The organism is Erwinia sp. LJJL01 (assembly GCF_047300805.2).
GTDB lineage: Bacteria > Pseudomonadota > Gammaproteobacteria > Enterobacterales > Enterobacteriaceae > Erwinia > Erwinia aphidicola.
Window position 1 is genome coordinate 1,067,782 of sequence record NZ_CP178576.1, and the last position, 23,912, is coordinate 1,091,693.

24 protein-coding genes and 1 pseudogene are annotated in these 23,912 nt (G+C 56.6%); 9 read left to right on the forward strand and 16 right to left on the reverse strand.

What is annotated here, in order from left to right:
- The first annotated feature begins 439 nt into the window (after window positions 1-439).
- Genes ACLI4M_RS05785 through ACLI4M_RS05795 form a run of 3 tightly spaced genes read left to right on the forward strand, consistent with a single transcriptional unit; the run spans window position 440 to window position 2,882 of the window.
- On the forward strand, window positions 440-850 hold the full coding sequence (locus ACLI4M_RS05785) for a GNAT family N-acetyltransferase (RefSeq protein WP_048914663.1): 411 nt from the start codon (window positions 440-442) through the stop codon (window positions 848-850).
- 21 nt (window positions 851-871) lie between these two features.
- A complete protein-coding gene (locus ACLI4M_RS05790) occupies window positions 872-1,561 on the forward strand; it encodes a helix-turn-helix transcriptional regulator (protein WP_062818080.1) in 690 nt (229 codons plus the stop codon).
- Between the two features lie 22 nt (window positions 1,562-1,583).
- On the forward strand, window positions 1,584-2,882 hold the full coding sequence (locus ACLI4M_RS05795; protein ID WP_133622767.1) for a cytosine permease: 1,299 nt from the start codon (window positions 1,584-1,586) through the stop codon (window positions 2,880-2,882).
- Between the two features lie 43 nt (window positions 2,883-2,925).
- Here the strand turns inward: ACLI4M_RS05795 and wzz(fepE) are convergent, their stop codons facing one another.
- The 3 genes from wzz(fepE) to ACLI4M_RS05810 all read right to left on the reverse strand — a co-directional run bounded on the left by wzz(fepE) (window position 2,926) and on the right by ACLI4M_RS05810 (window position 6,156).
- Complete coding sequence (wzz(fepE), locus tag ACLI4M_RS05800; RefSeq protein ID WP_133622766.1) at window positions 2,926-4,068, reverse strand: LPS O-antigen length regulator Wzz(fepE); 1,143 nt, start codon at window positions 4,066-4,068, stop codon at window positions 2,926-2,928.
- Between the two features lie 324 nt (window positions 4,069-4,392).
- The gene (locus ACLI4M_RS05805) at window positions 4,393-4,977 is read right to left on the reverse strand and encodes a YceI family protein (protein ID WP_133622765.1); all 585 of its coding nucleotides are present in this window, start codon (window positions 4,975-4,977) and stop codon (window positions 4,393-4,395) included.
- A gap of 156 nt (window positions 4,978-5,133) precedes the next feature.
- Complete coding sequence (locus ACLI4M_RS05810; RefSeq protein ID WP_133622764.1) at window positions 5,134-6,156, reverse strand: LacI family DNA-binding transcriptional regulator; 1,023 nt, start codon at window positions 6,154-6,156, stop codon at window positions 5,134-5,136.
- Between the two features lie 348 nt (window positions 6,157-6,504).
- Between ACLI4M_RS05810 and ACLI4M_RS05815 the strand changes: the two genes are divergently transcribed.
- From ACLI4M_RS05815 to ACLI4M_RS05835, 5 genes are all read left to right on the forward strand, one after another.
- A complete protein-coding gene (locus ACLI4M_RS05815; protein WP_048914657.1) occupies window positions 6,505-6,828 on the forward strand; it encodes a PTS sugar transporter subunit IIB in 324 nt (107 codons plus the stop codon).
- Entirely contained in the window at window positions 6,825-8,147 is a 1,323-nt protein-coding gene (locus tag ACLI4M_RS05820) for a PTS sugar transporter subunit IIC (protein ID WP_133622763.1), read from the forward strand. Before ACLI4M_RS05815 ends, ACLI4M_RS05820 begins: the two co-directional genes overlap by 4 nt.
- Window positions 8,147-8,470 carry a PTS lactose/cellobiose transporter subunit IIA gene (locus ACLI4M_RS05825; RefSeq protein WP_048914675.1) on the forward strand — a complete coding sequence of 108 codons (324 nt, stop codon included), beginning with the start codon at window positions 8,147-8,149 and terminating at the stop codon, window positions 8,468-8,470. The genes ACLI4M_RS05820 and ACLI4M_RS05825 overlap by 1 nt, the downstream gene beginning before the upstream one ends.
- Before the next feature lie 65 nt (window positions 8,471-8,535).
- Window positions 8,536-9,963, forward strand: a complete 1,428-nt coding sequence (locus tag ACLI4M_RS05830; RefSeq protein WP_133622762.1) for a glycoside hydrolase family 1 protein — start codon at window positions 8,536-8,538, stop codon at window positions 9,961-9,963.
- 150 nt (window positions 9,964-10,113) lie between these two features.
- Window positions 10,114-11,553 carry a 6-phospho-beta-glucosidase gene (locus ACLI4M_RS05835; RefSeq protein WP_133622761.1) on the forward strand — a complete coding sequence of 480 codons (1,440 nt, stop codon included), beginning with the start codon at window positions 10,114-10,116 and terminating at the stop codon, window positions 11,551-11,553.
- 116 nt (window positions 11,554-11,669) lie between these two features.
- Here ACLI4M_RS05835 and ACLI4M_RS05840 read toward each other — a convergent pair whose 3' ends face one another.
- From ACLI4M_RS05840 to ACLI4M_RS05860, 5 genes are read right to left on the reverse strand one after another with little or no spacing between them, the layout of a single operon-like run.
- Window positions 11,670-12,548 carry a MurR/RpiR family transcriptional regulator gene (locus ACLI4M_RS05840; RefSeq protein WP_133622760.1) on the reverse strand — a complete coding sequence of 293 codons (879 nt, stop codon included), beginning with the start codon at window positions 12,546-12,548 and terminating at the stop codon, window positions 11,670-11,672.
- Window positions 12,545-13,501: an ABC transporter substrate-binding protein gene (locus ACLI4M_RS05845; protein ID WP_133622759.1), complete on the reverse strand. Its 957-nt coding sequence runs from the start codon at window positions 13,499-13,501 to the stop codon at window positions 12,545-12,547. The genes ACLI4M_RS05840 and ACLI4M_RS05845 overlap by 4 nt, the downstream gene beginning before the upstream one ends.
- Before the next feature lie 21 nt (window positions 13,502-13,522).
- Window positions 13,523-14,575 carry a FecCD family ABC transporter permease gene (locus ACLI4M_RS05850; RefSeq protein WP_133622758.1) on the reverse strand — a complete coding sequence of 351 codons (1,053 nt, stop codon included), beginning with the start codon at window positions 14,573-14,575 and terminating at the stop codon, window positions 13,523-13,525.
- Window positions 14,572-15,597, reverse strand: a complete 1,026-nt coding sequence (locus tag ACLI4M_RS05855; protein ID WP_133622757.1) for a FecCD family ABC transporter permease — start codon at window positions 15,595-15,597, stop codon at window positions 14,572-14,574. The genes ACLI4M_RS05850 and ACLI4M_RS05855 overlap by 4 nt, the downstream gene beginning before the upstream one ends.
- Window positions 15,594-16,439, reverse strand: a complete 846-nt coding sequence (locus ACLI4M_RS05860; RefSeq protein WP_048914649.1) for an ABC transporter ATP-binding protein — start codon at window positions 16,437-16,439, stop codon at window positions 15,594-15,596. Before ACLI4M_RS05860 ends, ACLI4M_RS05855 begins: the two co-directional genes overlap by 4 nt.
- A gap of 454 nt (window positions 16,440-16,893) precedes the next feature.
- Here ACLI4M_RS05860 and ACLI4M_RS05865 point away from each other — a divergent pair, with 454 nt between their 5' ends.
- Window positions 16,894-19,065, forward strand: coding sequence for a TonB-dependent siderophore receptor (locus tag ACLI4M_RS05865; protein WP_133622756.1), 2,172 nt, complete (start codon window positions 16,894-16,896; stop codon window positions 19,063-19,065).
- A gap of 124 nt (window positions 19,066-19,189) precedes the next feature.
- Here ACLI4M_RS05865 and ACLI4M_RS05870 read toward each other — a convergent pair whose 3' ends face one another.
- The 8 genes and pseudogenes from ACLI4M_RS05870 to ACLI4M_RS05905 form a co-directional block, all read right to left on the reverse strand.
- On the reverse strand, window positions 19,190-19,315 hold the full coding sequence (locus tag ACLI4M_RS05870; protein WP_366521325.1) for a type I toxin-antitoxin system Hok family toxin: 126 nt from the start codon (window positions 19,313-19,315) through the stop codon (window positions 19,190-19,192).
- Window positions 19,257-19,406: pseudogene (locus ACLI4M_RS05875) on the reverse strand (DUF5431 family protein); the annotation flags it as partial. The gene ACLI4M_RS05870 and the pseudogene ACLI4M_RS05875, both read right to left, overlap by 59 nt.
- A 245-nt stretch (window positions 19,407-19,651) precedes the next feature.
- Entirely contained in the window at window positions 19,652-19,954 is a 303-nt protein-coding gene (locus ACLI4M_RS05880; RefSeq protein ID WP_048914646.1) for a hypothetical protein, read from the reverse strand.
- Window positions 19,955-19,969: 15 nt separating this feature from the next.
- A complete protein-coding gene (locus tag ACLI4M_RS05885) occupies window positions 19,970-21,235 on the reverse strand; it encodes a PTS sugar transporter subunit IIC (RefSeq protein WP_048914648.1) in 1,266 nt (421 codons plus the stop codon).
- Between the two features lie 41 nt (window positions 21,236-21,276).
- Window positions 21,277-21,576 (reverse strand): PTS sugar transporter subunit IIB, encoded by a 300-nt coding sequence (locus ACLI4M_RS05890; protein ID WP_062818079.1) that lies wholly within the window; start codon window positions 21,574-21,576, stop codon window positions 21,277-21,279.
- A gap of 89 nt (window positions 21,577-21,665) precedes the next feature.
- On the reverse strand, window positions 21,666-22,109 hold the full coding sequence (locus ACLI4M_RS05895; protein WP_099755201.1) for a PTS sugar transporter subunit IIA: 444 nt from the start codon (window positions 22,107-22,109) through the stop codon (window positions 21,666-21,668).
- A 229-nt stretch (window positions 22,110-22,338) separates the two neighbouring features.
- Window positions 22,339-22,920, reverse strand: a complete 582-nt coding sequence (locus ACLI4M_RS05900; protein ID WP_133622754.1) for an AAA family ATPase — start codon at window positions 22,918-22,920, stop codon at window positions 22,339-22,341.
- Window positions 22,913-23,845: a tagatose-bisphosphate aldolase gene (locus tag ACLI4M_RS05905; RefSeq protein WP_133622753.1), complete on the reverse strand. Its 933-nt coding sequence runs from the start codon at window positions 23,843-23,845 to the stop codon at window positions 22,913-22,915. Before ACLI4M_RS05905 ends, ACLI4M_RS05900 begins: the two co-directional genes overlap by 8 nt.
- Window positions 23,846-23,912 lie beyond the last annotated feature (67 nt).

A 23,912-nucleotide genomic window follows, 5' to 3' on the forward strand; every position in this document is an offset into this window, starting at 1 on the left:
AACATGAATCACTGCGAGGCTTTTTGCGATTGCGGTCACCTTTCAGCCAATGAAAAAAGGGACCGCGAGTTAGGCGGTCCCTTTAGGCAGGAATTTTCTTTTATAAAAGATTAGCTGAAGTTACTTTTGGCATCATCTTCAGTAATCTTTACTATTTCTCTTTCTGTCCGCTACCTGAGGTAGTCGCCGAAAAAGGTGCTGCGTGAGTAATTTCCCTGGTGAGGCGGAATATTTGCCTTGCCAAACTGCCGAGACGAAATGATATTAGTGTGATCTTGTTCACGGCTTCGTCTGATGGGTGACACCATAAGCGTTTTTGGCACCCGAGGGAACGGGGGGAAAACACTCTTGAAAAAAAGGCAAATTAATGATAATTACCCATCAGTAATATGCAGGTTATCTTATTAATTTTTAGTCAAATAATGAGTGCACGAAGCCAATGAAGATCCTTGTTACCGATACACCCGCTGCTGCTGATGAAGAGTACGTCATCGACAGCCTGTGGGCACATAATGCAAAAATAACGCCGGTGGATATCCATCCGCTGTTTATCACCCTGCGTGATGACGACAACCAAATCTACGCAGGGCTGGTTGCCAGAACCTGGTGGGGTGGACTGGAAGTTCAGTATTTATGGGTCAGCGATGCGTGCCGGGGGAAAGGGACCGGTCGTGACCTGATGCAAACCGCCGAAGCAGAAGCCCGCAAGCGCGGCTGCCATATGGCGTATGTCGACACCTTTGATTTTCAGGCGAAAGGTTTCTACGAAAAATTAGGTTATGCGCCTTACGGTGAGCTGGGCGATTACGCCCATCTGCACACCCGCCACTACCTGGCAAAAAAACTCTGACCGCACGCCCCCAGGAGGAAAATGGAATTGTCACCGGATAAGCCCGCATCCAGCTTCAGCGCATTGATTGCGATGATGGAGCATTTAACCGATCCCTGGGGGATTAAAGATCCCGAATCGCGCCATCTGTATATGAACCGCGCCGCATACAGCTACACCAATACGCCGGCGGATTTTAATATTGAAGGTCGCCTGGACAGCGAGTTTCCCGCCGCCTGGGCCGAATGCGAAGATGAGCTGATCGAACACGACCGCCGCACTCAGGCTTCTAACAGCCGGGTGGCGGTGATTGAGACCCACTACTGGTTCGGTCAGAAAACCTTAACGCCGTACGTCAGCGAGAAGCTGCCGCTGTATGACGAGCGCGGCGAGTATATCGGCGTGGCCTGGAATGCCAGGATCCTCGATACCATGTCGCCACTGAAATACATCACCCAGCAGAAGCCGGGGGTGCTGACCACCGAAGTCAGCAGCGATCTGTTCACCCGCTCCGAGCTAGATACGCTGTTTTTAATGCTGCAGCGCCTGTCGACCAAGGAAATTGCCCGCATTTATAACCTCAGCCATCGCACGGTAGAAAACCGTATTTACAACATCTACCAGAAAGCTGGCGTGCATACGCTGAGTCAATTTGAAGAGTACTGTCGCCACACCGGGCTGGACAACTTTATACCGGACCGCCTGATCGAAAAGGGCATTCAGTTTATTTAACTTTTAAGCAAGGAACCTCTCTGTGATCCGTATTGAAGATTACCCGCTCGAGCGCGTGCCGGACAATAAGCGCGTCTCATTTCTCAGCGTTGCGGTGGTGCACATGGGCATGCTCACCGCGCTCGATCAGTTTATGCTCGGCGCCGTGCTGGGTGACTCCATGAGTCTGGCCTCGGCCTTTATCGCTATTCTGGCCGGCAGTGTGATTTTCGGTATTGTCACCTACGGACTGGGCTATGCCGGGATGCGCGAAGGAATTTCCGGCAGCCTGCTGGCGCGCTGGTGCGGATTTGGCCGTATCGGGTCGGTGCTGATTGGCCTGGTGGTGGCGGTCAGCCTGCTGGGCTGGTTTGGCATTCAGAATGCTATCTTCGCCAAGTCGCTGAACTTTGCGCTTGGCGGCGTGCTGGGCTTCCCGCTGGCGGCCAGCCTTTCCGGCCTGCTGCTGACGGTGCTGGTCACCTTTGGCTTTAAGGCGCTACGCGTCACCGCACGCATTGCCGTGCCGCTGTTTATCTGCCTGGTCGGCTTTATCTCCTTCCATACACTGGCTGGCCACACCCTGCAGCAGATTATCGACCTGCCGCCAAAGGGCAGCCCGCTGACCATCAGTGCGGCAATCACCATGGTGGTGGGCGGGGCGATTGTTGCCAGCCTGATGACCCCCGACCTGACGCGCTATTCGCGCTCGTCGAAGCACGTGGCGGGTATAACCCTGATGACCATTATTGCCGGGGAGTTTATCGTGAACGGGCTGGCGATTATGATTGCCCGCACGCTGCAAACCGCTGATGTGGTGACGATTATGTCGCAGGTCGCGGGCGGCGTTGGCCTGCTGGTGGTGATCCTCTCCACCCTGCGCGTCAATGACCTTAACCTTTACTCTTCGTCCCTTGGGGTGATAAACGCCGTTGAGGGCATCTGCGGCGTCAAGCTGCAGTACCGTTACACCACGCTGGTGATTGGCCTGCTCGGTACGCTGCTGTCGGTGCTGGGCATTCTCGACCGCTTTGTCGACTTTCTGACGGTGCTGGGCGTGGTGTTCCCACCGATCCTCGGTATCATGCTGGTCGATTATCTGCTGCTGCGCAGCCATCGCGCCGCACTGGATAGCAGCCGCGCCGCCGGCAAGCTGCCAACGGATGCCGAGACGCCGGTGATTGGCTGGACGGCGATTGTCGCCACGCTGATAGGAAGTGTGATTGGCCTGATGACCGAGTGGGGCGTACCAACCATCAATTCGCTGCTGGTGTCCTGTGTGATCTACATCGTGCTATCGCTGGCGCTTCGCCGCAACCGCGTGGTGCAACCTTCCGTATAAACGTTCAGGGCGACGCACGCTGCGTCGCCCTGAACGTTCCTGATTACTTCACGCGCTCAGGCAGTAAATCAATCGTCTGGCTGCGCCTCTTCATCACGCTGTTCAGCAGTACCCAGGCACAGCTTGCCACCAGCCCCGCCAGAGCAAACAGAACCGCAATCAGCATCCGCTTCGGACCATCACGCTTAATGGGCTCGTAAGGCGCACGCATGTACTTGAACGGCTCAACGGTCAGCTCATCAATTTTCAGGTTGTTCAACTTTTCAATATACAGGCGTCGGTTTTGCAGGTCAGCGCTCAGTTGCGACGGGTCGGTAATTGACTTTTCAATCGCCAGTTTACGCTCCAGACCGTCGGCACCCAGGGTGACGGAAAAGTCCGGGTCATCCTGAATGGCAGTGCCGTTGCTCCAGGAAGGTTTTTTCAGGCCGGCAGAGCGGGCGATATCGAGGGCATACTGCAGGCGGTCAAGCTTAATCTGATGCAGATTTTTCGCCTGCACTAAATCAAATTCATAGCGCCCAATCTCTTTGCCTTTCAGCATATCAACCTGATATTTCAGGCGCTGATGCAGCTCCTGCTCCACCACCGTGGTGACATAGTTGATATAGCCTTCCAGCAGGTCGCGTGCGGCGGTGGGCGTTTCGGCGGTGTATTTGATCTCGTAATAACGGTACTCTTTTTTATCCCCGTCTTTGTCCTGCACCGAACTGTGCGAATCGATATTGCCATTGAGAATGGCATTGATCAGGTGATTACGCATCTCCGGGCTGTCGGCTTTGTCCTGCACCAACTCTTTAAAATAGGTAGTGTTAACCAGATATTTTTCGCGCAGAGTGCGTGAATCGAAGTTGCGCATAAAATCAGACAGCAGCGAGTCCGGGTTGATATCGGTTTTGATATTCAGCACCGCCAGCTCGGTCAGTACCTTTTCCATGCTGCGCAGCTGCGGCGCTTCGGCAGGTACCAGCACAGTGGAGCTGGTCCAGCGCTGCGGCATCAGATAGCTGACGCCAATCCCCGCCAATAATGCCAGCACGGTAAAACCCGCAATCAGATATTTTCGCTTTAGAATAATAGAGAGCAGCTCAAGCAGATCAATTTCGTCATCGGGGTGAGAATATGAATGGCCAGAATTTTCGATTCGCCGGGGGTGCGAATGCTCGTCAGAGGTGATGTAACTCATAGGTTCCTTTCCTGTAAAACTTGCAATAGCTCAGGGCGGGAGACACAGCGACTATACGTTAACCGATTGATATTTAACGAAATACATCACATTACTGCCATCACATCCCTTGATGGGCATTAATGTAACACAGACTATTCTTATTTTAAAAATAAAATTAACCGCAAATTAATCGTTAACAAAAAGTTATTTACTGGCAAAAAAGAATTAATAGGCTTACCTAGCTTGCGTCTTATTTACTCGCGACAAGCTAAGAATTGTCCTGGTATGGCAAGCGTATTAACCTGGCGGCGAAGCATTATCGCCCCGCCGCCGGTTGCAGCATTACTTCGCGTAAGCTTCGGTGCTGACGTGGATTTTCACCTCATCACTGACTGCCGGAACATACTTGTCGAGCTTAAAGTCAGAACGTTTGATGGTGGTTTCAGCATCAAAACCTATCGCCTGTTTTTTCACCATCGGATGCTCACCCTGCTTGTTCAGCACCGCGTGCAGGATCACCGGTTTGGTGATGCCTTTGATGGTCAGGTCACCATACACGTCCAGCTTGTTCCCGTCTTTGCTGACCACTTTGCTACTGCTGAAGGTCGCCGTGGGGTATTTCGCCACGTTAAAATAGTCCGCGCCTTTAAACTCGCTGGTCAGCGCCGCTACGTGCGTATCAATAGTGTCAATCGGCAGGCTAACCTGTACTTTCGATGCCGCCACGTTGGCCGCATCATAGGTAATTAAACCAGTAACGTTAGAGATATCCGCCGTGGGGTTAGAAAAACCAAAATGGTTCCAGGAGACCACCACGGCGGTATGGCCCGGGTCGATATCATAATTTTGTGCTGCGGCCATGGTGAACTGAGAATAGAGTGCGGCGCTCATCAGCAGCGGCAGGGCGATCTTTTTCATTGCAGACATTCAGGGGCATCCTGTTAGTAGAGTGACCTTTGAAGTCTGCAAGAGAAAGCGCGCCAGTGATATTGAAGATATTTGACCGCGACGTTCAAAAAAGCCACCTAATACCGGCAGGTTAATATCCCGATAACTTACTGTTTATATCGGTGATTATATTTATTACGTCCGCCCTTTATACGGCCCGGCCGCCACTGAATCACGCAGCACCAGCTGGCCATTGAATGCTGGCAGCGGTGCGGTTGGCTGACCATCCAGCATCAGCACCAGTTTTTCCAGCGTGTGTTTGATCATCTCGCCAACCGGCACATGTACCGTGGTCAGCGGCGGCACAAAGAAGGAGGCCATCGGGATATCATCAAAGCTGAGCAGCGACACATCCTCAGGAATGCGTTTACCGCTGGCGTACAGCGCCCGCGCCGCGCCAATTGCCATATCGTCGTTGCTCGCCACCAGCGCGGTAAATTCAACTGCGCGCTGCAGCAGCAGCTGTCCGGCTTCAAACCCGCTAAGCGGTGTCCAGCTGCCGTGAGCGACTAGCCGTTCATCAAACGGCAGATGATGCGAATGCAGAGCCGCACGATAACCGTTGAGTCGGCTGGTGCCGGTCGGCGAACCGGGCGAGCCGGCAATAAACGCGATGTCGCGATGCCCCTCGGCGACCAGGTAATTAACCGCATCAAAAGTATTTTGCTCGTGGGCGGCAAAGACGCAGTGCTGCGGATGCTGTTGCAGCTGACGATTGACGACAATAATCGGCTTGCTGGTTTGCTCAATAATCTCATCCAGCTCGGCGGTATTGAGAAAGCGCGGATAGATAATGATCGCATCACAGCGCAGATCGAGCAGGAATTCGATGGCCTGGCGCTCCTGACGGGCGTCATGCTTGCCATCAGCGAGGATCAGCTGGCGCCCATGCTGCTCGGTGACGGTGGCTGCCTGAAATAACAGTTCACTGAAATAGGGGCCGTTATATAAGGTATTGGTCACTACCAGCCCGATATTTTGCGATTTACTGGTGGCCAAATTGCGCGCCAGCAAATTAAGACGATAGCCCGTCTCTTCAATCGCCTTAAATACTTTATCCTGGGTAGTTTTACTGACGTAACTGTTTCCCGCTAATACCCGGGAAACGGTGGCTTTTGATACGCCCGCTTTTTTCGCAACATCCAGCATAGTAATCATTGAGGCATCCTGAAGACTAATTCCTGTTTGCCATAATACCCTGTTTTATCACCTGCCCCAACCTGATGTAGTAACAGCATGAAATTATTAGCTTTGTTGAGGTTCACTGTTGCCCTCCTTCGACTTTAATGCTGATAGATCCGTGAGTTAATAATAATTAAACTCGCTGATAACCTGCAGGTAACCTGATTAAAGATATATCTATTACCAGCATAAAACTGAGGTTTTACTCGGGCGATAACGGGCGATTGGGATCGCGCTCACAGAACGATTCAAAGAATATGAAACCGGTTGCAGAAACGGGGTTCTTTCGGCTATTTATTAAAAAAACCAGACCGGAGAACAACCATGAATAAGATCTTACTCTGTTGTGCTGCAGGTATGTCCACCAGCATGGTGGTACAGCGAATGGAAAAATCCGCGCAGGAAAAAAATATTGATGTTGAGATCAATGCCGTAGGTTTTGATGAGTTTAACCAGCAGATAGGCAGCTACGACTGCTGCCTGCTTGGCCCACAGATCAAGTACAAGCTGGTAGATTTCAAACCGATCGCCGACAAGCTGCACAAACCGATTGCCGTTATCAACATGATGGATTACGGCATGATGAACGGCGAGAAGATCCTTACCGACGCGCTGGCAATGATTGCCAATAACGGGGCAGCAAAATGAGTCGCCTCAGCGAGAAGCTGTTTGGCGTCATTGAGAACCGCATCAGCCCGATTGCGGCACGCTTATCCAGCCAGCGTCACGTGGTGGCGATCAAGGACGGCTTTATCTCCTCGATGCCGTTTCTGATTGTCGGTTCGTTTATGCTGCTGTTCGCTCACCCACCGTTTGGTGCCGACAGCCAGTGGGCATTTGCCCAGTGGTGGCTCGGCATGGTTGAGCGCCACAGCGAACAGATTATGATGCCGTACAACATGACGATGGGCATCATGGCGGTATATATCTGCGCCGCCATCGCTTACAACCTGGCGATTAGCTACAAAATGAACGGCTTTATGGCCGCCTGTCTGGCGCTGATGTCCTTCCTGGTGGTGGCCGCGCCGCAAACTAACGGCGCGTTACCGGTCAGCTCGCTGGGAGGGGAAGGGATCTTCACCGCGATTATTGTCAGCCTCTACGCCACCGAACTGATGCACTTCCTGCAAAAACACAATATCGGTTTTAAGCTGCCGGAACAGGTGCCGCCAAAGATCCGTCAGTCGTTCGATCTGCTGATCCCGATCCTGGCGATCTTCCTGACGCTGTTCCCGCTCAGCCTGCTGGTGCAGGATCAGTTTGGCATGCTGCTGCCGCAGGCGATTATGGCGATCTTCAAACCGATTATCTCCGCCTCGGATTCACTGCCTGCCATTCTGATTGCGGTGCTGCTGTGCCACCTGCTGTGGTTTGCCGGGATCCACGGCGCGGTGATTGTCGGCGGTATTTTGCAGGCTTTCTGGCTGACCAACCTCGGGATAAACCAGCAGGAGCTGAACGCCGGGCAGCCGATTACCCAGATCTTTATCGAGCCGTTCTGGCAGTTCTTTATCGTGGTCGGCGGTTCCGGTTCCACGATGGGGCTGGTGTTCCTCTACCTGCGCAGCCGCTCGGCGCACTTGCGCTCAATCGGCAAGCTTGGCCTGGTGCCCAGCATGTTCAATATTAACGAGCCGATTATCTTCGGTTCCCCGGTGGTGATGAACCCGCTGCTGTTTATCCCGTTTATTACCGCCCCGCTGGTCAACGCGGTGATCGCTTACGTTGCCACGCGCACCGACCTGGTCAATCACGTGGTGTCGCTGGCACCGTGGACCACGCCCGGCCCGATTGGCGCGGCCTGGTCTACCGGCTGGGATTTCCGTGCGGTGATCCTGGTTGGCGTGCTGATCGTGATTTCCACGCTGATCTACTACCCGTTTTTCAAGATGTACGAGCGCCAGTTACTGGCAGCAGAAGCCCCTGCCCCGTCCGAGGGTGAACTGAAAACAGTGGAGAATGCATGATGGATATGGAAAGCACGGTGATGGAGCTGATCATTAACGCTGGCGAAGCCCGCTCCTGCGCGATGCAGGCGCTGCGCGCAGCCCGCCAGTATGACTGGCTGGAAGCGGACGCGCAGTTGACGGCAGCGACCGCGGCGGCAAAGGCAGCGCATAAGATCCAGACCGCCTTAATCGGTGAGGATGAAGGCGTTGGCAAGCTGCCGATGAACCTGATTCTGGTGCATGCCCAGGACCACCTGATGAACGCCATGCTGTGCCGCGAGCTGGCAGAAGAGATTATCCTGCTGCACCGCGAGATTGCGGCCTTGAAGCACAAGGGCTGAGGCTGCGGGCAGACCGAAAAGAGGGTCAGGCGCGCCTGCCTCGTTAAACACGCAAGGAGAACCGGATGCAATACCCACAGTTAGCGCCCTTCCCTGACGGATTTTTATGGGGAGCGTCCACTTCGGCCTACCAGGTTGAAGGGGCGTCACTTGAGGATGGCAAAGGGCCATCGGTGATTGATAAAGCCAGCTTTGACCCGCGCCTCACCGACTTCACCGTCACCAGCGATCACTACCACCGCTTTAAAGAGGATGTGGCCCTGTTCGCTGAGCTGGGCCTGAAGACTTACCGTTTGTCGATCTCCTGGAGCCGCCTGTTCCCGAACGGCAGCGGCGAGCTGAACGCGAAAGGCGTGGAGTTCTACCAGCAGCTGCTGAGCGAATTGACCCAGCACGGCATTGAACCGCTGGTCACGCTGTACCACTTCGATCTGCCGTGGGCGCTACAGGAGAAAGGCGGCTGGTCCGATCCGGCGACGGTCGATGCATTCGAGCGCTTCGCCCGCACCTGTTTTGAACTGTATGGCGACCGGGTGAAATACTGGCTGACCATCAATGAACAGAACATGATGATCCTGAAAGGCGACGTCATCGGTACGCTGCCGGCAGGAACGCCCGATCCGCACAAAACCCTGTATCAGCAGAATCACCATATGATGCTGGCACAGGCGCGGGCGATGATCGCCTGCCATCAAATGCTGCCGGGCGCAAAAATCGGCCCGGCGCCAAATATCTCCTGCGTCTATCCGGCCAGTTCTAAACCTGAGGATGTGCTGGCGGCCCATAACTTCACCTCTATTCGCAACTGGCTGTACCTCGACCTTGCCTGCCATGGCCGCTACAACACCGTGGCGTGGCGCTTTATGCAGGAGAAAGGCTGGCTGCCAAAGATTAATCCGGGAGATATGGAACTGCTGAAGCAGGCGAAGCCGGACTTTATTGCCTTCAACTACTATGCCTCTGCCACCGTGGCTGCCGCGCAGGATGAGGCGGGCGAAGGCAGCCAGAAGGTGGATCAGCAGATGGCAGGCATCGATAAGGATGTTTACGTCGGCACCAATAACCCGCACCTGAAGAAAAACCAGTTTAACTGGTATGTTGACCCGGTGGGCTTCCGCATTACCGCACGCGAGATTTACGATCGCTACACGCTGCCGCTGATTATTACCGAAAATGGCCTCGGCGCCTTTGATGAACTGACTGCCGACAACAAGGTGCATGATGACTACCGCATCGCCTACCTCAGCGACCACCTGGCACAGCTGCAGCTGGCGATCAGCGACGGCGTGGAGATCTTCGGTTATTGTCCGTGGTCGGCTATCGATCTGGTCAGCACGCATCAGGGCATCAGCAAGCGCTACGGCTTTATCTACGTCAATCGCGACGAGCACGATCTGAAGGATCTGGCGCGCTACCGCAAGAAGAGTTTCAGCTGGTACCAGCGGGTGATCGCCTCCAACGGCGCGAATTTGCACAAAGATATCGGGTATTAAACCCGTGGGGATCGGGCATGCCGATCCCTACGGATTTCTCGGTTTCGCTGGGCGCGGCTCACCCGACCCCAGCGGATGTTCCACTATTTTGTAGCGGCGAGGCATGCCTCGCCCAGGACGTTGTTAATCTCACCAGATAAGGAAAAGGTTATGTCACAGCAGTTACCCAACGATTTTTTATGGGGCGGCGCGGTCGCGGCACATCAGGTTGAAGGCGGCTGGAATGAGGGCGGCAAAGGCCCGAGCATCGTTGACGTATTGTCCGGCGGCTCCCACGGCGTTGACCGCCAGATCACCGACGGCATCGACCCGTCGCTCAACTACCCGAATCACCTGGCGGTAGATTTCTACCATCGCTACAAAGAAGATATCGCGCTGTTCGCCGAGATGGGCTTTAAGTGCTTCCGTACCTCGATTGCCTGGACGCGCATCTTCCCGAAAGGCGACGAGCAGGAGCCAAACGAAGCCGGATTACAGTTCTACGATGACCTGTTTGACGAGCTGCTGAAGCACGGCATTGAGCCGGTGATCACTCTCTCGCACTTCGAGATGCCGCAGCATCTGGTCAAGGAGTACGGCGGCTGGCTGAATCGCAAAGTGGTCGACTTCTTTGTGCGCTACAGCGAAGTGGTGCTGAAGCGCTATCAGCACAAAGTGAAATACTGGATGACCTTTAACGAGATCAACAACCAGCGTAACTGGCGCTATCCGCTGTTTGGCTACTGCAACTCCGGGGTGATTTTTACCGACCACGATAAGCCAGAGCAGGCGATGTACCAGGTGCTGCACCACCAGTTTGTTGCCAGCGCACAGGTAGTGAAGCTGGGCCATGAGATTAACCCGCAGCTGCAGATTGGCTGCATGCTGGCGATTGTGCCGCTCTACCCGTGGTCGTGCCACCCGGACGACGTGATGTTCGCCCAGGAGTCGATGCGCGAGCGCTACCTGTTCGGCGATGTGCATCTGCGCGGCTACTACCCCTCTTACATCCTGAAAGAGTGGCAGCGTAAAGGCTACCAGATCGAGATGCAGCCGGGCGACGAGCAGGTGCTGCGCGACGGCTGTGCCGATTACCTTGGCTTCAGCTATTACATGAGCAATGCGGTGCAGTTCTCCGCCAGGGACAGCGATGATGGCCGCCATATTGAGGGCTTCCCCGGCAGCCGCCCGAACCCGCACGTGAAAGCGTCCGACTGGGGCTGGCAGATTGACCCGGTAGGCCTGCGCTACACGCTGAATGCCTTCTGGGAACGCTATCAGAAGCCGATGTTTATCGTGGAAAACGGCTTTGGCGCTTACGATACCGTGGAAGCCAACGGCGAGATCAACGACGACTACCGCATTGCCTACCTGCAGGCGCATATCGAGCAGATGAAGATTGCGGTGCTGGAAGATGGCGTTGAGCTGATGGGCTACACGCCGTGGGGCTGTATTGACTGCGTATCGTTCACTACCGGTCAGTACAACAAGCGTTACGGCTTTATCCACGTGGATAAAAACGATGACGGTACTGGCACCCTGGCGCGCGCTAAGAAGAAGAGTTTCGCCTGGTATCAGCGGGTGATCGCCAGCAACGGCGCAGATCTGTAAAGCTGGAAAACACCGGGCCGATCGATATTCTGTAGGGGTCGACCGCTTTTCTGGTCGACCCGCATATCGATGCACAAGGTAAAACGGGCGAGGCATGCCTCGCCCCTGCGAGAAAACTACGCTTTCTTGCCAATCGAACGGTGCAGATCCTGAATGCGTTTCATCGACTTCATGGTTTTTTGCGGCGCCGTGGATGCCACCGACATCACCAGCATCTCCAGACACAGCAGCACCGAACCGTGCAGCGCCACTTTGCCGTTTTCCCCGCCGCGCGGGACGACGATCACCGTATGCGCTTCGCGACTGAAGCGTGAATCCGGCGCATTGGTCAGCAGAATCGCCGGAATACCGAGACGCCGCGCTTCGGCCAGCGTGGTCAGCCCCTCCCGATGCGCCGACTTCTGCCCCATCATGATCAGCACGTCGCCACGCTGCAGGCTCAGCAGCTGTTCTGCCAGCAGAATGCCGGTGCGGTTGAGCGCATAAGCCGGGGTGCCAATGCGCGTCATCATGCGCGCCGTATAGTCCGCCAGCACGCCGGAGGCACCAATGCCGAAAATCGCTATCTGCTGCGCCTCGGCCAGCAGCGCCACGGCCTGCGCCATCGCCAGGCGATTTTTCGGCTCGCTTAATACTTCGCAGGCGCGCTGGTGCCCCTCAATGACGAAATCGATACTGGCATTGATATCGCAGGAGAGCGCGCTGACGGTGGTGTTCATCTTCTCCGCCGAGTTCAGTCCCGGCCCGAGAAAGCCTTCCATCGTCAATTTCACATCGCGCAGGCCAGCAAAACCCAATGCCTGAATGGCGCGGATCACCGTCGCATCGGAGCTTTGCGTGGCGACCGCAATTTCCATGGCCGTATGTTCCAGTACCACGTGGCGATGTTCGTTGATATAGCTGGCAACGGCATACAAACGGGGAGAAAGCTGATGCGCCCGTGCTCGAAAGCGCTCGCCGTACAGATCGGTGCGCCGGCGGCTGCCATGGCTCATTGCGCCTCCGCTTTTTCCGGCAGCGTGCGCCCGGAAAGATGGGATTGAACTTGCGCCACCAGCAGGCCGAGCGAAGCGAATGAGTTAGAGATCACCTCATCGCGCGACAGCAGAATGTAGTGCCCGCTGCGGCAGGCTTTGAGGAAGTCACAGAAGCCGGGGATGACCCGGTTCATGTCGGCGATCTCATCTGCTGGCTTACCGCCAGTATCGGCACGCCAGGTATCAAAGACGAAATCGGCATCCAGCTCCGGCAGGCGTTCTGCACTGACATCGATGCGGCCCCCGTCCGGGATGCTGTCGACCAGCGGCGGGAACCTGAACCCGGCATCGCGCAGCACCCGGCCCAGCGAGTGATAGCTGTGATGCACGGTAATTTTGCCGTTGTTAGCCTGGATAACCGACACGCTGATGTGCTGCGTGTCGACGACGTGCTTCAGCTGCGCGATCTGCTGCTGATAGCGGCGTTCGAGGATCGCCAGCTGCGCCTGGGTGCCGGTGAGCTGCGCCAGCTTGCTGTAGATGCGCGGCGCCCCGCCAACCAGATGATCGATGCTGACGGTCGGCGCGATTTTCTCCAGCTGCTCTACCGCCACGTTGCGGCTCGGTTCGGTGATAATCAGGTCCGGTTTGGCGGCGGCAATCGCTTCGATATCCATGTCAGCGCTGCCGATAAACTGGATAGCGGAGTTATCAAAATCGACCCCGGTCAGCAGCCCGCTGGAGCGCAGGAAATGGCTACCGTCCGGGCGCGTTCGGCCGTGGCTGGCCACCGGCGGCGCGCCAAGCTCGATCAGCGGAATCGTGATATCAAGATCGTGCAGTGAGACGATGCGCGTGGGGTGCAGCGGCACGGTCACCGTGCGCCCGAGGTCGTCGGTAAATTGCTGGGTGGGTGCAGCCGCGCCCGCCGAAGCTGCCAGCAGCAGCAGGAAAACAGTGAGAATACGCATCAGATATCCATGAAGTAAGGCTTACAAAATATCGCGCCGCCGCCACAGCAGCAGCAGGAAAAACGGGCCGCCAACCAGCGCCATCACAATGCCCGCCGGAATTTGCAGCGGGGCAAACGCCAGCCGCCCCAGATTATCAGTGACCAGCACCAGCAGAGCGCCAATCAGCGCGCTGCCGCTCAGCAGGGCCACCTGGCCGCCGCGCAGCAGAAAACGCGCCATGTGCGGAGCGATCAGGCCGACAAAGCCCAGGCTGCCGACGCAGGAGACGCTGGCCGCCGTCAGCAGCACTGGCGCGAAAAAACGCACCAGCGACAGCCGCTGCAGGCGCACCCCAAGCCCGGTTGCCGCCTGATTGCCAAGCAGCGCCACATCGGATGCGCGCGCAGTGAGAAACAGGATCAGCGCAGCGGGCAGCGCCCAGGCGAAGGCCACCGTCAGCAGAGGCCAGGTAGCGGCATGCAGGCTGCCCGCCATCCACACCAGCGCCGTCTGCACGTCACGCACATCGGCAGTGGTGATAAAAACGCCGATGCCCGCGGCAAACAGCCAGGAAACGCCGATGCCGATCAAGATAAAACGCGGCCGTGAGAAGTCGCGCGCCAGCGCCATGACCAGCAGCGCCACCATCACTCCGCCCGCCATCCCCGCCAGCGGTCGCCACAGCAGGCTGAGCGCCGGAAATAACAGGATCAGCGTCAGCACTACCGCGCTGGTGCCCTCTTTCACACCAATCAGGCCGGGGTCGGCCAGCCCGTTACGGGTGATCGACTGCATTGCCGCCCCGGCCATGCCGAGCATCGCGCCGCACAGGGCCGCCATCAGCAGGCGCGGCAGGCGGATATCCCATACGATATAGTGCTGCTGTGCCGGCAGCGGCTGCGGATAAAACAGCGCCCGGCCAATCGCGGAAGCCGGAACCGGCAGCGAGCCTTGCGTCAGGCCGAACGCCAGCAGCGCCACGGCGCAGGCGGCCAGCAGCAGGCCAATCATCAGCAGGCGCGGGCGCAGCAGCAGCGTGCAGCGCGCCATTTGCAGGCGGTGGAAACCGACGCGCTGTGCGGCACTTTTCATTTGAAGAACCTTGAGGCAATAAAGATAAATACCGGGGCGCCGACCAGCGCGGTCATCACACCGGTGGCCAGCTCCTGCGGGGCAATCAGCGTGCGTGCGGCAATATCCGCCAGCAGCAGCAGCAGGGCCCCACACAGCGCCGACAGCGGAATACCAGCACGAATATCATCGGTCATCAGTCGCCGCACGATATGCGGCACCACCAGGCCGATAAAGCCGAGCGGGCCGGCAACCGACACCGCCGCACCGCACAGCAGCGCCGCCGCAATCAGCCCCAGCAGACGGGTACGGGCGATATTGACGCCCAGCCCGCTGGCGACAACATCCCCCAGCGCCAGCACGTTAAGATAGGGCGCAATCGCCAGCGCCAGCAGCAGGCCGATCAGCGCAGGCAGCGTAGCCGCCGCCGTCACCGCCCAGCTCAGCCCGGCAAGATCGCCAGCCAGCCAGGTGCGCATGGCCAGCAGAGTCTGCTCGTCGAGGATCAGAATGGCAGCGGTAATGGAGGAGGCAAAGGCCGAGAGCGCCACGCCGCACAGCGTCACCTTCAGCGGCGTCAAACCGCTGCGCCCGGCAGAGGCCAGCAGCATCACGACGGCAAACAGCGCGGCAGCCCCGCAGGCGGCAATCAGCGGGCGGCCAAACAGCATTCCGCCCCAGCTGGCGCCAAGCGCCGAACTGATGACCACCGCCAGCGCCGCCCCGGCATTTAAGCCAAGAATATGCGGCTCGCCGAGCGGGTTGCGGATCACCGCCTGTAACAGCATCCCGGCCACGCCGAGCGCGGCGCCGGTCAGCAGCGCCGCCGCCAGCCGCAGCAGGCGCAGGTCGACAATCACCCTATGGTCAAAGTTGCGCGGGTCATACTCCAGTAACGCCCGCAGCACGGTTGTCGGGCCGATATAGCGCGCCCCCAGCCCGAGATGCACCAGCGAACAGGCCAGCAGCAGCGCCAGCAGGGTCAGCAGCGCGCTGAACGGGCGAGCGCGACGACGGCGCAGGATAGCGGCGAGAGCGCTCATCCGGCAGGTGTCTCGCGGCGGCGAAATGGCATAAAGAGAGGCTTGCCGGTCAGCGGGTTAAGCGACATCTGCACCTCGACGTCGAACACCGTTTTGATCAACTCCGGAGTGCAGCTTTCACCCTCGTTAATCACGCCCGCCAGTCGCCCCTGCTTGAGGAACACCAGCATATCGGCGTAGTTGACCGCAAAGTTAAGGTCATGCAGCACCACCACCACGGTACGGCCATGCAGGCGCGTAAGGTCGTGTAGCAGTTCGAGGATCTCCACCTGGTAGCGCAGGTCGAGGAAGGTGGTCGGTTCATCCAGCAGGATAGTGGCGGTCTGCTGCGCCAGCGCCATGGCGATCCAGCAGCGCTGACGCTGCCCGCCGGAGAGGCTGTCGACGGGCTGATGAGCAAACTCCAGCGTGCCGGTCAGGCGCAGCGCCTCTTCCACCGCCTGCTCATCCTGCGCTGACCACTGGCGCATAAACCCCTGCCAGGGAAAGCGCCCGCGCGATACCAGCTCAAACACCGTCAGCCCTTCCGGCAGCAGCGGCGACTGCGGCAGCATGCCGAGCTGGCGCGCTACCGCTTTGGTCGGCTGCTGATGAATGGATTTGCCGTCGAGCCGCACGCTGCCGCCGAGCGGTAACAGCATGCGCGCCATCGTGGTCAGCAGCGTTGACTTGCCGGAGCCGTTAGCCCCCACCAGTACGGTCATTTTCCCGTGCGGAATGTGCAGGCTGACGCCATTAACAATCAGCTGCTTGCCGTAACCTGCTGACAGCTGGTCAAGGACCATTCCGTGCTCTGCTGGCGCAGTGATTTCATCTGCTGTGTTCTCCACCCGCTGTGGCATTGCTGGCTCCTGCACCGCCACGGCGTGACGGCAGAGCCAGCGCGCGCGTAGGTATCAAATAAAAATAACTCTCATTCGTTTTCTCGATCATGCGTAGAATGACTGTAGTAGTCAAGAACTAATAGCGAGCTGAACTACCGCGCAGGCTCACCCTTTTTATGGAAATAACAGGAAAGATAAATAAATATAATACCTTTTATTTTCAATTGACTAATAAAAAACAACCTTAAATAAAACAGGACAATGATCCGCTTTTATTCTTGTCGGTTTGATTGCTGTTTTTTACGTTTACTACTACATCACTACGTGTTTGAATGATTCTCAATTACATATCCGACTCCCGTTTGCCGGGTCTCACGGATAGCGCTGCGCAGAGACGCAATCATCGGGCAATGACAATAACTCACCATCATCCCCGGAAAGGGGAGAGAATCGCTTGCGGGAAAAAGAACCAATGAAAGAATTATCCTGGCTTCTGGGGAAAAAAGGATCGGCTTTATTTTCACTGCTGTTTGTCGGTGCTCTTGCCTCGCCTGCCGCTCTTGCAGCGGAGAAGGAGAGCGCAAAAACTTCAGCGGATGCCAGCGATGGCGGGACGCTGACCGTAGAGGCCAGCGTCGCTGACGCAGACGCGGCAATGACTTCCGGCTATCAGCCGCTCAGCTCCTCCACCGCCACCCTGACCAATATGCCGCTGCTGGATATTCCGCAGGTGGTGAATACCGTCAGCGACCGGGTGATTCAGGATCAGCACGCCACCACGCTGGATGAAGTGCTGAATAACGTCAGCAACGTGGTACAGACCAACACGCTGGGCGGCACTCAGGATGCGTTTGTACGCCGTGGCTTCGGCAGTAATCGCGACGGCTCGGTGATGACTAACGGGCTAAAAACCGTGCTGCCGCGCAGCTTCAACGCCGCCACCGAGCGGGTGGAAGTGTTAAAGGGCCCGGCCTCAACGCTGTACGGCATTCTCGATCCGGGCGGAATGATTAACGTCATCACCAGGCGCCCGCAGACCACTTTTGGCGGCGCGATTGAAGCGACCTCCACCAGCTTCGGGGGCGGTACTGGCAGCATCGATCTGACTGGCCCGATCGCCGGAACCCGGCTTGCTTACCGCCTGATCGGCTCATATCAGCACGAAGATTACTGGCGTAATTTCGGCAGCGAGCGCAGCAGCTTTATCGCCCCCTCCCTGACCTGGTTTGGCGATGACGCGACGGTAAACGTCTCTTACGCACACCGTAACTACAGCACGCCGTTCGATCGCGGCACTATCTTTGACCTGGATACCGGCCATGCGGTCAACGTCAGCCGCGAAACGCGCTTTGACGAGGCTTACAATATCACCGACGGCGAATCCGACCTCGCGCAGCTCAACACCGAGTACCGCATCAACAATCAGTGGACGGCTAAGTTTGACTACAGCTTTAGCCAGGATAAGTACAGCGATAATCAGGCACGCGTGATGGCCTATGATGCGGCAACCGGCAACCTGACACGCCGCGTCGATGCCACCCAGGGATCGACCCAGCGCCAGCATTCCGCGCGCTTCGACCTGCAGGGCGATGTGGTGATCGGCGGGTTGTATAATGAGATCCTTACCGGGCTGTCGTATGAGAACTACGATCTGCTGCGCACCGATATGATCCGCTGCAAAAACGTTAAAGATTTCAATATCTACAATCCGTCCTACGGCGCAACCGGCAAATGCACCACCGTGTCGGCCTCCGACAGCGACCAGACTATCAAGCAGGTCAGCTATTCCGGCTACGTGCAGGACTCGCTCTACCTGAACGATAAATGGATTGCCGTCAGCGCCATGCGCTACACCACCTTCACCGAATACGCTGGTAAAGGCCGCCCATTCAACGTCAATACCGACAGCCGCGACAGCCGCTGGGTGCCGAAATTTGGCCTGGTGTATAAGGCCGCACCGAACGTCTCCTTCTTCGGTAACGTCTCGCAGTCGTTTATGCCGCAGTACTCTATCGCCAGCTACATCGGCGAGCTGCCGCCGGAAACCGCCACATCATATGAAGTGGGTGCCAAGTTCGACCTGTTCAGCGGCGTGACCGCTAACGTTACCCTGTTCAACATCGACAAGCGTAACGTGCTGTATACCGACACGGTGAACGGCGAAAGCGTGGCGAAAACCGCCGGAAAAGTGCGTTCGCGCGGCGTTGAGGTCGATGTCGCCGGGGCGCTGACGCAGAACGTTAACGTGATCGCCAGCTACGGTTATACCGATGCCAAAGTGCTGGAAGACCCGGATTATCAGGGCAAGATGCTGCCTAACGTGCCGCGTCACACCGGCTCGCTGTTCCTGACTTACGATTTCCACAACGTCATCGGCGGTAATACGCTGACCGTCGGCGGCGGCGGCCACGCGGTCAGCCGCCGTTCCGGCGACAACGATGAGGATTATTCGCTGCAGGGCTATGCGGTGGCCGATGCGTTTGCCTCGTATAAGATCAAGACGCAGAACCCGGTCACCCTGCAGGTCAACGTGAAGAACCTGTTTGATAAGACTTACTACACCTCGTCTATCGCCAGCAATAATCTGTCCAACCAGATTGGCGACCCGCGTGAAGTGCAGTTTACCGTGAAGATGGATTTCTGATAGCCGCCGATCAACGTAAAAAAGGGCTGCCCGGGAAGCGGACAGCCCTTTATAAAGGCGCTTGCGGTGCCAGCACAGCATCGGCTGCCTGAAAAGGCGGGGATCGCTCCCCGCCTCCAGGTTGCTACTTACCGGATTCGTAAGCCATGAAAGCCGCCACCTCCCTGTCTCCATCTCTGTAGCGAATTTCGCACAGCGACTTTCGCGTCAGCCAGGTGAATATTAACAGTGTGAAACACACGATTAATATGCACCAGATAAGGGTACTGCGTGGCAGTTTCATAGCCGGCTACTCCTTGCCTTGCGGCGGGTAAGAGGCTATCCTGATGTTGGTTGGACATAGGGTGAGCCTCGTGGGTTAATGAAAATTAACTTACGGGGCTTTCTTCTTTCTGCCTCACTACAAACCAGCATCACTACCGGCCACATGAGGCAAAAAGCCTCAAGCGCCGCGCCGACTATAGCGCCATACCCTCCGAATTGACAAAGGTTAAATTTCAAAAAAACCTTTCTAATTAGTTAGTTAAATAACATGCACCGTTAATCGGTATCCACGCCCGGGCCGGGTCGCCGCAGTGATTTGGGCTTAAAAGCCGTAGCGGATTGCGTCCTTGCTCTGCTGCATCAGGCCGTCAATTTTCTCTGAGTACAGCTCCATCCCTTTGCCGTCCCCGGCCTGCGAGCAGGCGCGGCGTTTGGCGTTGTAGGCCTTCATCAATTGCGCCTGGGCAAAGCCCGGCTTACCGTAGCTGGCCATGCTCTGCTCCCAGCACTGGATGGCGCTGTCGCCGTCACCCGACTCAGAGAATGCTTTACCCAGTTCGTTAAGCGCGGCGGCGCACTCCTTCGGCGCCAGGCCCTGCTGTAAGATCTTGTCAATTGCGTCCATAAAGCCTCCGGTTAATTAATGGAAGAAGTTAAGGATGTGGCCAAACACCAGACCGACGCCGATCACGTCCGAATCGCTAAAGGTGACGTTCTGGAAGCCGTACTGACCGAGCAGCGGCAGCAGCAGCGCCGGTAACAGGGTAATAAACAGCCCGTGGAACACGCCGCCGATAATCGCCCCGCGCCGCCCGCCAACCGCGTTAGCAAAGATGCCTGCGGTGCCGCCTGCGAAGAAGTTAGTCAGCATGCCCGGCAGGATCATCGCCAGCCCAACCCACGGGAACAGGAACATGCCAATCACCGCGCCGACGGTGGTCGAAATAAAGCCAACAATCACCGCGTTCGGTGCATAGGGGAACAGCACCGGGCAGTCGAGCGCCGGAACCGCATCCGGCACCACGCGCAGGGCGATGCCGCGAAACGCCGGGACGATCTCCGCCAGCAGCAGGCGCACCCCGGCCAGCAGCACGTAAACGCCAACCACAAACTGAATCGACTGCAGGAAGGCGTATACCAGATAGTTGACGCCGTTAGAGGATGCCGCCACCACTTCCGGACCGGCCGCAATCGCCGGGATCAGGTAGATCGGGATCATCACCACCATCATCGACAGATAAGTATCCTGCAGGAAGGAGAGCGCGGGTGGCAGCTCCATATCCTCGGTGCTTTTGCTGACGTCGCCGGTGACTTTAGCGACCCCGGCCTGCACCATATAGCCGATAGTGCAGAAGTGCCCGAGGGCGATATCATCACCGCCGGTGATCTTACGCACAATCGGCTGCGCAATCGCCGGCATCAGCACTGCCATCAGCCCGGCAATCACCCCGCCGAGCAGGATCAGTTCCACCCCGCGCAGGCCGCCCATGTAGCCGATAACCGAACAGACGGTCGCCATCCACAGCGAGGCCTGCCCGGTGAGGAAGATATACTTCCAGCGCGTCAGGCGGGCAACCAGGATATTGACGATAAACGCCACCACCATGATCAACGCCGTCTCACGGCCGAGAGTTTGCTGTGCAATCCCGGCGATAGAACCCACATCGGTTACCACGCCGCGCATATTAAAGCCTTTCTGGAATATCTCCCCGAGGAAGGTCAACGTGGCGACAATAATGCTGGCACCGGATAGCAGAACTAAAAAACCCAGTAACGTTTTTAATGTTCCGGTAATGACCTGTCCGGGGCTTTTTTTCAGGGCGATCAGGCCGATCATGGCAATCAATGAAATAAGAATTGACGCCTGCCCCAGTACATCATGGACAATAAAGGTAAGGAAAGACATAATACTCCCCTGTTCACTTATAATCGGATTTAAATGAAAAATTAAATAAGATAGCCTTTCTCTTTAAGGATTGGCTCTAGTTTTGTTTTTATTTCGTTTTTATCCACCAGCCGCTTGAGGTAAATAATGGTGGAGTTAATGGTGTAATGCTGAAACTGTGAACGGAAGTTTTCACCGGTCATGATAATATCAACGCGAGATGAGGTGGCACTGGATATATCACAGTGCGACAGGTCCGCATCGACACCCAGATCTTTTAGCGCCGCTTCAATACTCATTTCGCAGGCAAAGCTGCTGCCAAGCCCGGCGCCACATACCGCCAGAATGGATAATTTTTTCATCAGGCATACCTTAATTAAGTGTCTGTTAGTCCGCGACTACTGACTGCGGGTATGTTGACGGGCATCCCTTCCCCTGACCGCTCCGGGCTTCAGAACTGGCGTAAAATCTCCAGCACTGCTGATGGTTCTCTCGCCTGGCGCAGCCTCTCGACTACGCCATCTTCACAAAACAGCTGTGACAGACTGGCGATCATTTCAATATGAGAATGGCTGTCGACAGCAGCCAGGGCAAATATCACGTACACCGGGTCATTATCTTCACTGCCAAAACTCACGCCCTCTGAAACAATTAATAAAGAGAGCGCGGTTCTGATAACCCCTTCTTCTGGCCGGGCATGCGGCATCGCAATACCTTCACCCAGCACATAATAGGGGCCAATCTGCTTGTGCATATCATAAATAGCATTAAGGTATCGGGGTTCCACTGCACCATTATCGATCATCGGCTGCAGCGCAATCTCTACCGCTTTTTGCCAGTTATCAGTATGCGTTAACAGTTTCAGATTACTGTTATTAATCCAGTCGGTTAACATTCGGCTACCCTTGTTTATTGTTCAGAGAGTTAATTCACTATACTTTCTGTCGAATATTAAAAACGTGATCAAACTGACTTATTGAATAATAAATAATTAAATATCACTCAATTAAAATTAAAGCCATGGCATCAAGCTGGTTATTTCAACCAGTATTCGTCATTAATTTAATTCCTGTGAACCCTCAGGAAAGATCGACTTTAATTATCGGCGATAGTTAAAAGGTTTATTACCCCCGTTCGATGATCTCCCGCACCCACTGGGTTAACTGGCTGAAGTCGATGTCGCTGCGCTGATCGGCCAGCCATACCGGCCCCAGACTCATCGGCTCAGCGCTGTCGGCTAGCAGCTGCAGTTCGGCGACATATTCCGCCCCCGGATGACCCGGCAAGCGTGTATTCAGCCTCGCGGCGTAGCGCTGTGCCGCCAGTTCACCTGGGATCTGGCACCAGATCTCTGCCACCGTTTCAATGCCTGCACCGCAGATAAAGTCTTCGAGATCCGCCTTCGGCTGAAAGCCAAACCACGCATCGACAATAAAGGTGTTCCCCGCAGGTGCCGCCGCAATAATCGACCAGATCGCCTGATAAGCCGCAATGCCCAGCTTACGGTTCATCGGACGATCCACGCCGGTCAGCTGGCGCATAAACGGCTCTTTAATCGTGTCCAGCGTCAGCAGCGGCCAGCCGGTTTCCGTTGCCAGACGGGTCGCGATATGGCTCTTGCCCGACGCGGGTACGCCGTTAACCATCACCAGGCGTTTAGCGCCGGGCTGCTGGGCGGTGGGCTGCAGAGTGGACGTATCAGGCATGGCTGGTGCTTTCCTCTGTGGTAGTACGCGGCTGGAAATGTTTGCCAATCACCGCCTGGATTTCACGCAGGCGCGGGATAGCCAGCGTCTCCAGCTTTTCACGAGTGACGCGGTGATCGAGCGAGATGCAGTCCTTCCACAGCGCCCGCCCGGCAATCACGCCGGAAGCACCGTTGCTCATCGCATCCGCCACCTGGCCTAAGAAGGTACTGTGATCGACCCCAGCCGAGAGTACCGCCCACGGCACGTCCCCGGCAAGTTCGGTGATCGCCGCACAGTCTTTGGCCGAGCCAGGATAAGGGATTTTCAGCACTTTGGCGCCCAGCTCCAGCGACAGCCTGGTGCCTTCGTAGATCAGCGACGGCACGCGGCTTTTATACGCTTCTTCGCTTTCGTCGGGCAGAGCGTAGGTGAGGAACTCAACCACCAGCAGCAGGTCTTCACGGACGAAGTCCTCTATACAGTGGCGCAGAATATCGAGGTTATGACCGTTGGCGTCCGGGCGATCGGCGCGCAAATAGACCATAATTTTCCCCCCGTTAGCGCCCAGTTCGCGCACGCGGCGGGCGCTGATGCCCTCCACCAGGCGCGAATTGCGGTAGCCTTCCGGCGTGGTGTCAAAGCCGGATGCGTCAAGGCCGATCAGCAGCGCGGTATCGCGGGCAATAATGCCGTCATCAACCAGATCCGGCACCGCGCAGACGGCGTCCACCAGTACGCAAGAGGCCTGGCTGGCAAGATAGCGGGTGATATCGGCTTTAATGCCGCCCAGCTGCTGCTCGGAGATCGCTTTCTGCTGTTCCGGGTCGGCGCTCAGCAGGGTACGCATGGCCCCGCGCTGATCGCAGGCGATCACCAGCATCGCGCCGTTGCTGCCACAAATTTGCTGATAGCCGCGCAGCTCGGAAGTAGACATGTGTGACATAGGGTGGTCCTCACTTAGTACTAGGGTAAAAAAAGCCGTCATCGACGACCAGAAAGTTACCTTTAGC

Bases quoted from the DNA above. Each gene is read 5' to 3' on its own strand.
- ACLI4M_RS05785 (WP_048914663.1), top strand. From the start codon at position 440: ATGAAGATCCTTGTTACCGATACACCCGCTGCTGCTGATGAAGAGTAC.
- ACLI4M_RS05790 (WP_062818080.1), top strand. From the start codon at position 872: ATGGAATTGTCACCGGATAAGCCCGCATCCAGCTTCAGCGCATTGATT.
- ACLI4M_RS05805 (WP_133622765.1), bottom strand. From the start codon at position 4,977: ATGTCTGCAATGAAAAAGATCGCCCTGCCGCTGCTGATGAGCGCCGCA.
- ACLI4M_RS05810 (WP_133622764.1), bottom strand. From the start codon at position 6,156: ATGATTACTATGCTGGATGTTGCGAAAAAAGCGGGCGTATCAAAAGCC.
- ACLI4M_RS05815 (WP_048914657.1), top strand. From the start codon at position 6,505: ATGAATAAGATCTTACTCTGTTGTGCTGCAGGTATGTCCACCAGCATG.
- ACLI4M_RS05820 (WP_133622763.1), top strand. From the start codon at position 6,825: ATGAGTCGCCTCAGCGAGAAGCTGTTTGGCGTCATTGAGAACCGCATC.
- ACLI4M_RS05825 (WP_048914675.1), top strand. From the start codon at position 8,147: ATGGATATGGAAAGCACGGTGATGGAGCTGATCATTAACGCTGGCGAA.
- ACLI4M_RS05830 (WP_133622762.1), top strand. From the start codon at position 8,536: ATGCAATACCCACAGTTAGCGCCCTTCCCTGACGGATTTTTATGGGGA.
- ACLI4M_RS05835 (WP_133622761.1), top strand. From the start codon at position 10,114: ATGTCACAGCAGTTACCCAACGATTTTTTATGGGGCGGCGCGGTCGCG.
- ACLI4M_RS05840 (WP_133622760.1), bottom strand. From the start codon at position 12,548: ATGAGCCATGGCAGCCGCCGGCGCACCGATCTGTACGGCGAGCGCTTT.
- ACLI4M_RS05845 (WP_133622759.1), bottom strand. From the start codon at position 13,501: ATGCGTATTCTCACTGTTTTCCTGCTGCTGCTGGCAGCTTCGGCGGGC.
- ACLI4M_RS05850 (WP_133622758.1), bottom strand. From the start codon at position 14,575: ATGAAAAGTGCCGCACAGCGCGTCGGTTTCCACCGCCTGCAAATGGCG.
- ACLI4M_RS05855 (WP_133622757.1), bottom strand. From the start codon at position 15,597: ATGAGCGCTCTCGCCGCTATCCTGCGCCGTCGTCGCGCTCGCCCGTTC.
- ACLI4M_RS05860 (WP_048914649.1), bottom strand. From the start codon at position 16,439: ATGCCACAGCGGGTGGAGAACACAGCAGATGAAATCACTGCGCCAGCA.
- ACLI4M_RS05865 (WP_133622756.1), top strand. From the start codon at position 16,894: ATGAAAGAATTATCCTGGCTTCTGGGGAAAAAAGGATCGGCTTTATTT.
- ACLI4M_RS05880 (WP_048914646.1), bottom strand. From the start codon at position 19,954: ATGGACGCAATTGACAAGATCTTACAGCAGGGCCTGGCGCCGAAGGAG.
- ACLI4M_RS05885 (WP_048914648.1), bottom strand. From the start codon at position 21,235: ATGTCTTTCCTTACCTTTATTGTCCATGATGTACTGGGGCAGGCGTCA.
- ACLI4M_RS05890 (WP_062818079.1), bottom strand. From the start codon at position 21,576: ATGAAAAAATTATCCATTCTGGCGGTATGTGGCGCCGGGCTTGGCAGC.
- ACLI4M_RS05895 (WP_099755201.1), bottom strand. From the start codon at position 22,109: ATGTTAACCGACTGGATTAATAACAGTAATCTGAAACTGTTAACGCAT.
- ACLI4M_RS05900 (WP_133622754.1), bottom strand. From the start codon at position 22,920: ATGCCTGATACGTCCACTCTGCAGCCCACCGCCCAGCAGCCCGGCGCT.
- ACLI4M_RS05905 (WP_133622753.1), bottom strand. From the start codon at position 23,845: ATGTCACACATGTCTACTTCCGAGCTGCGCGGCTATCAGCAAATTTGT.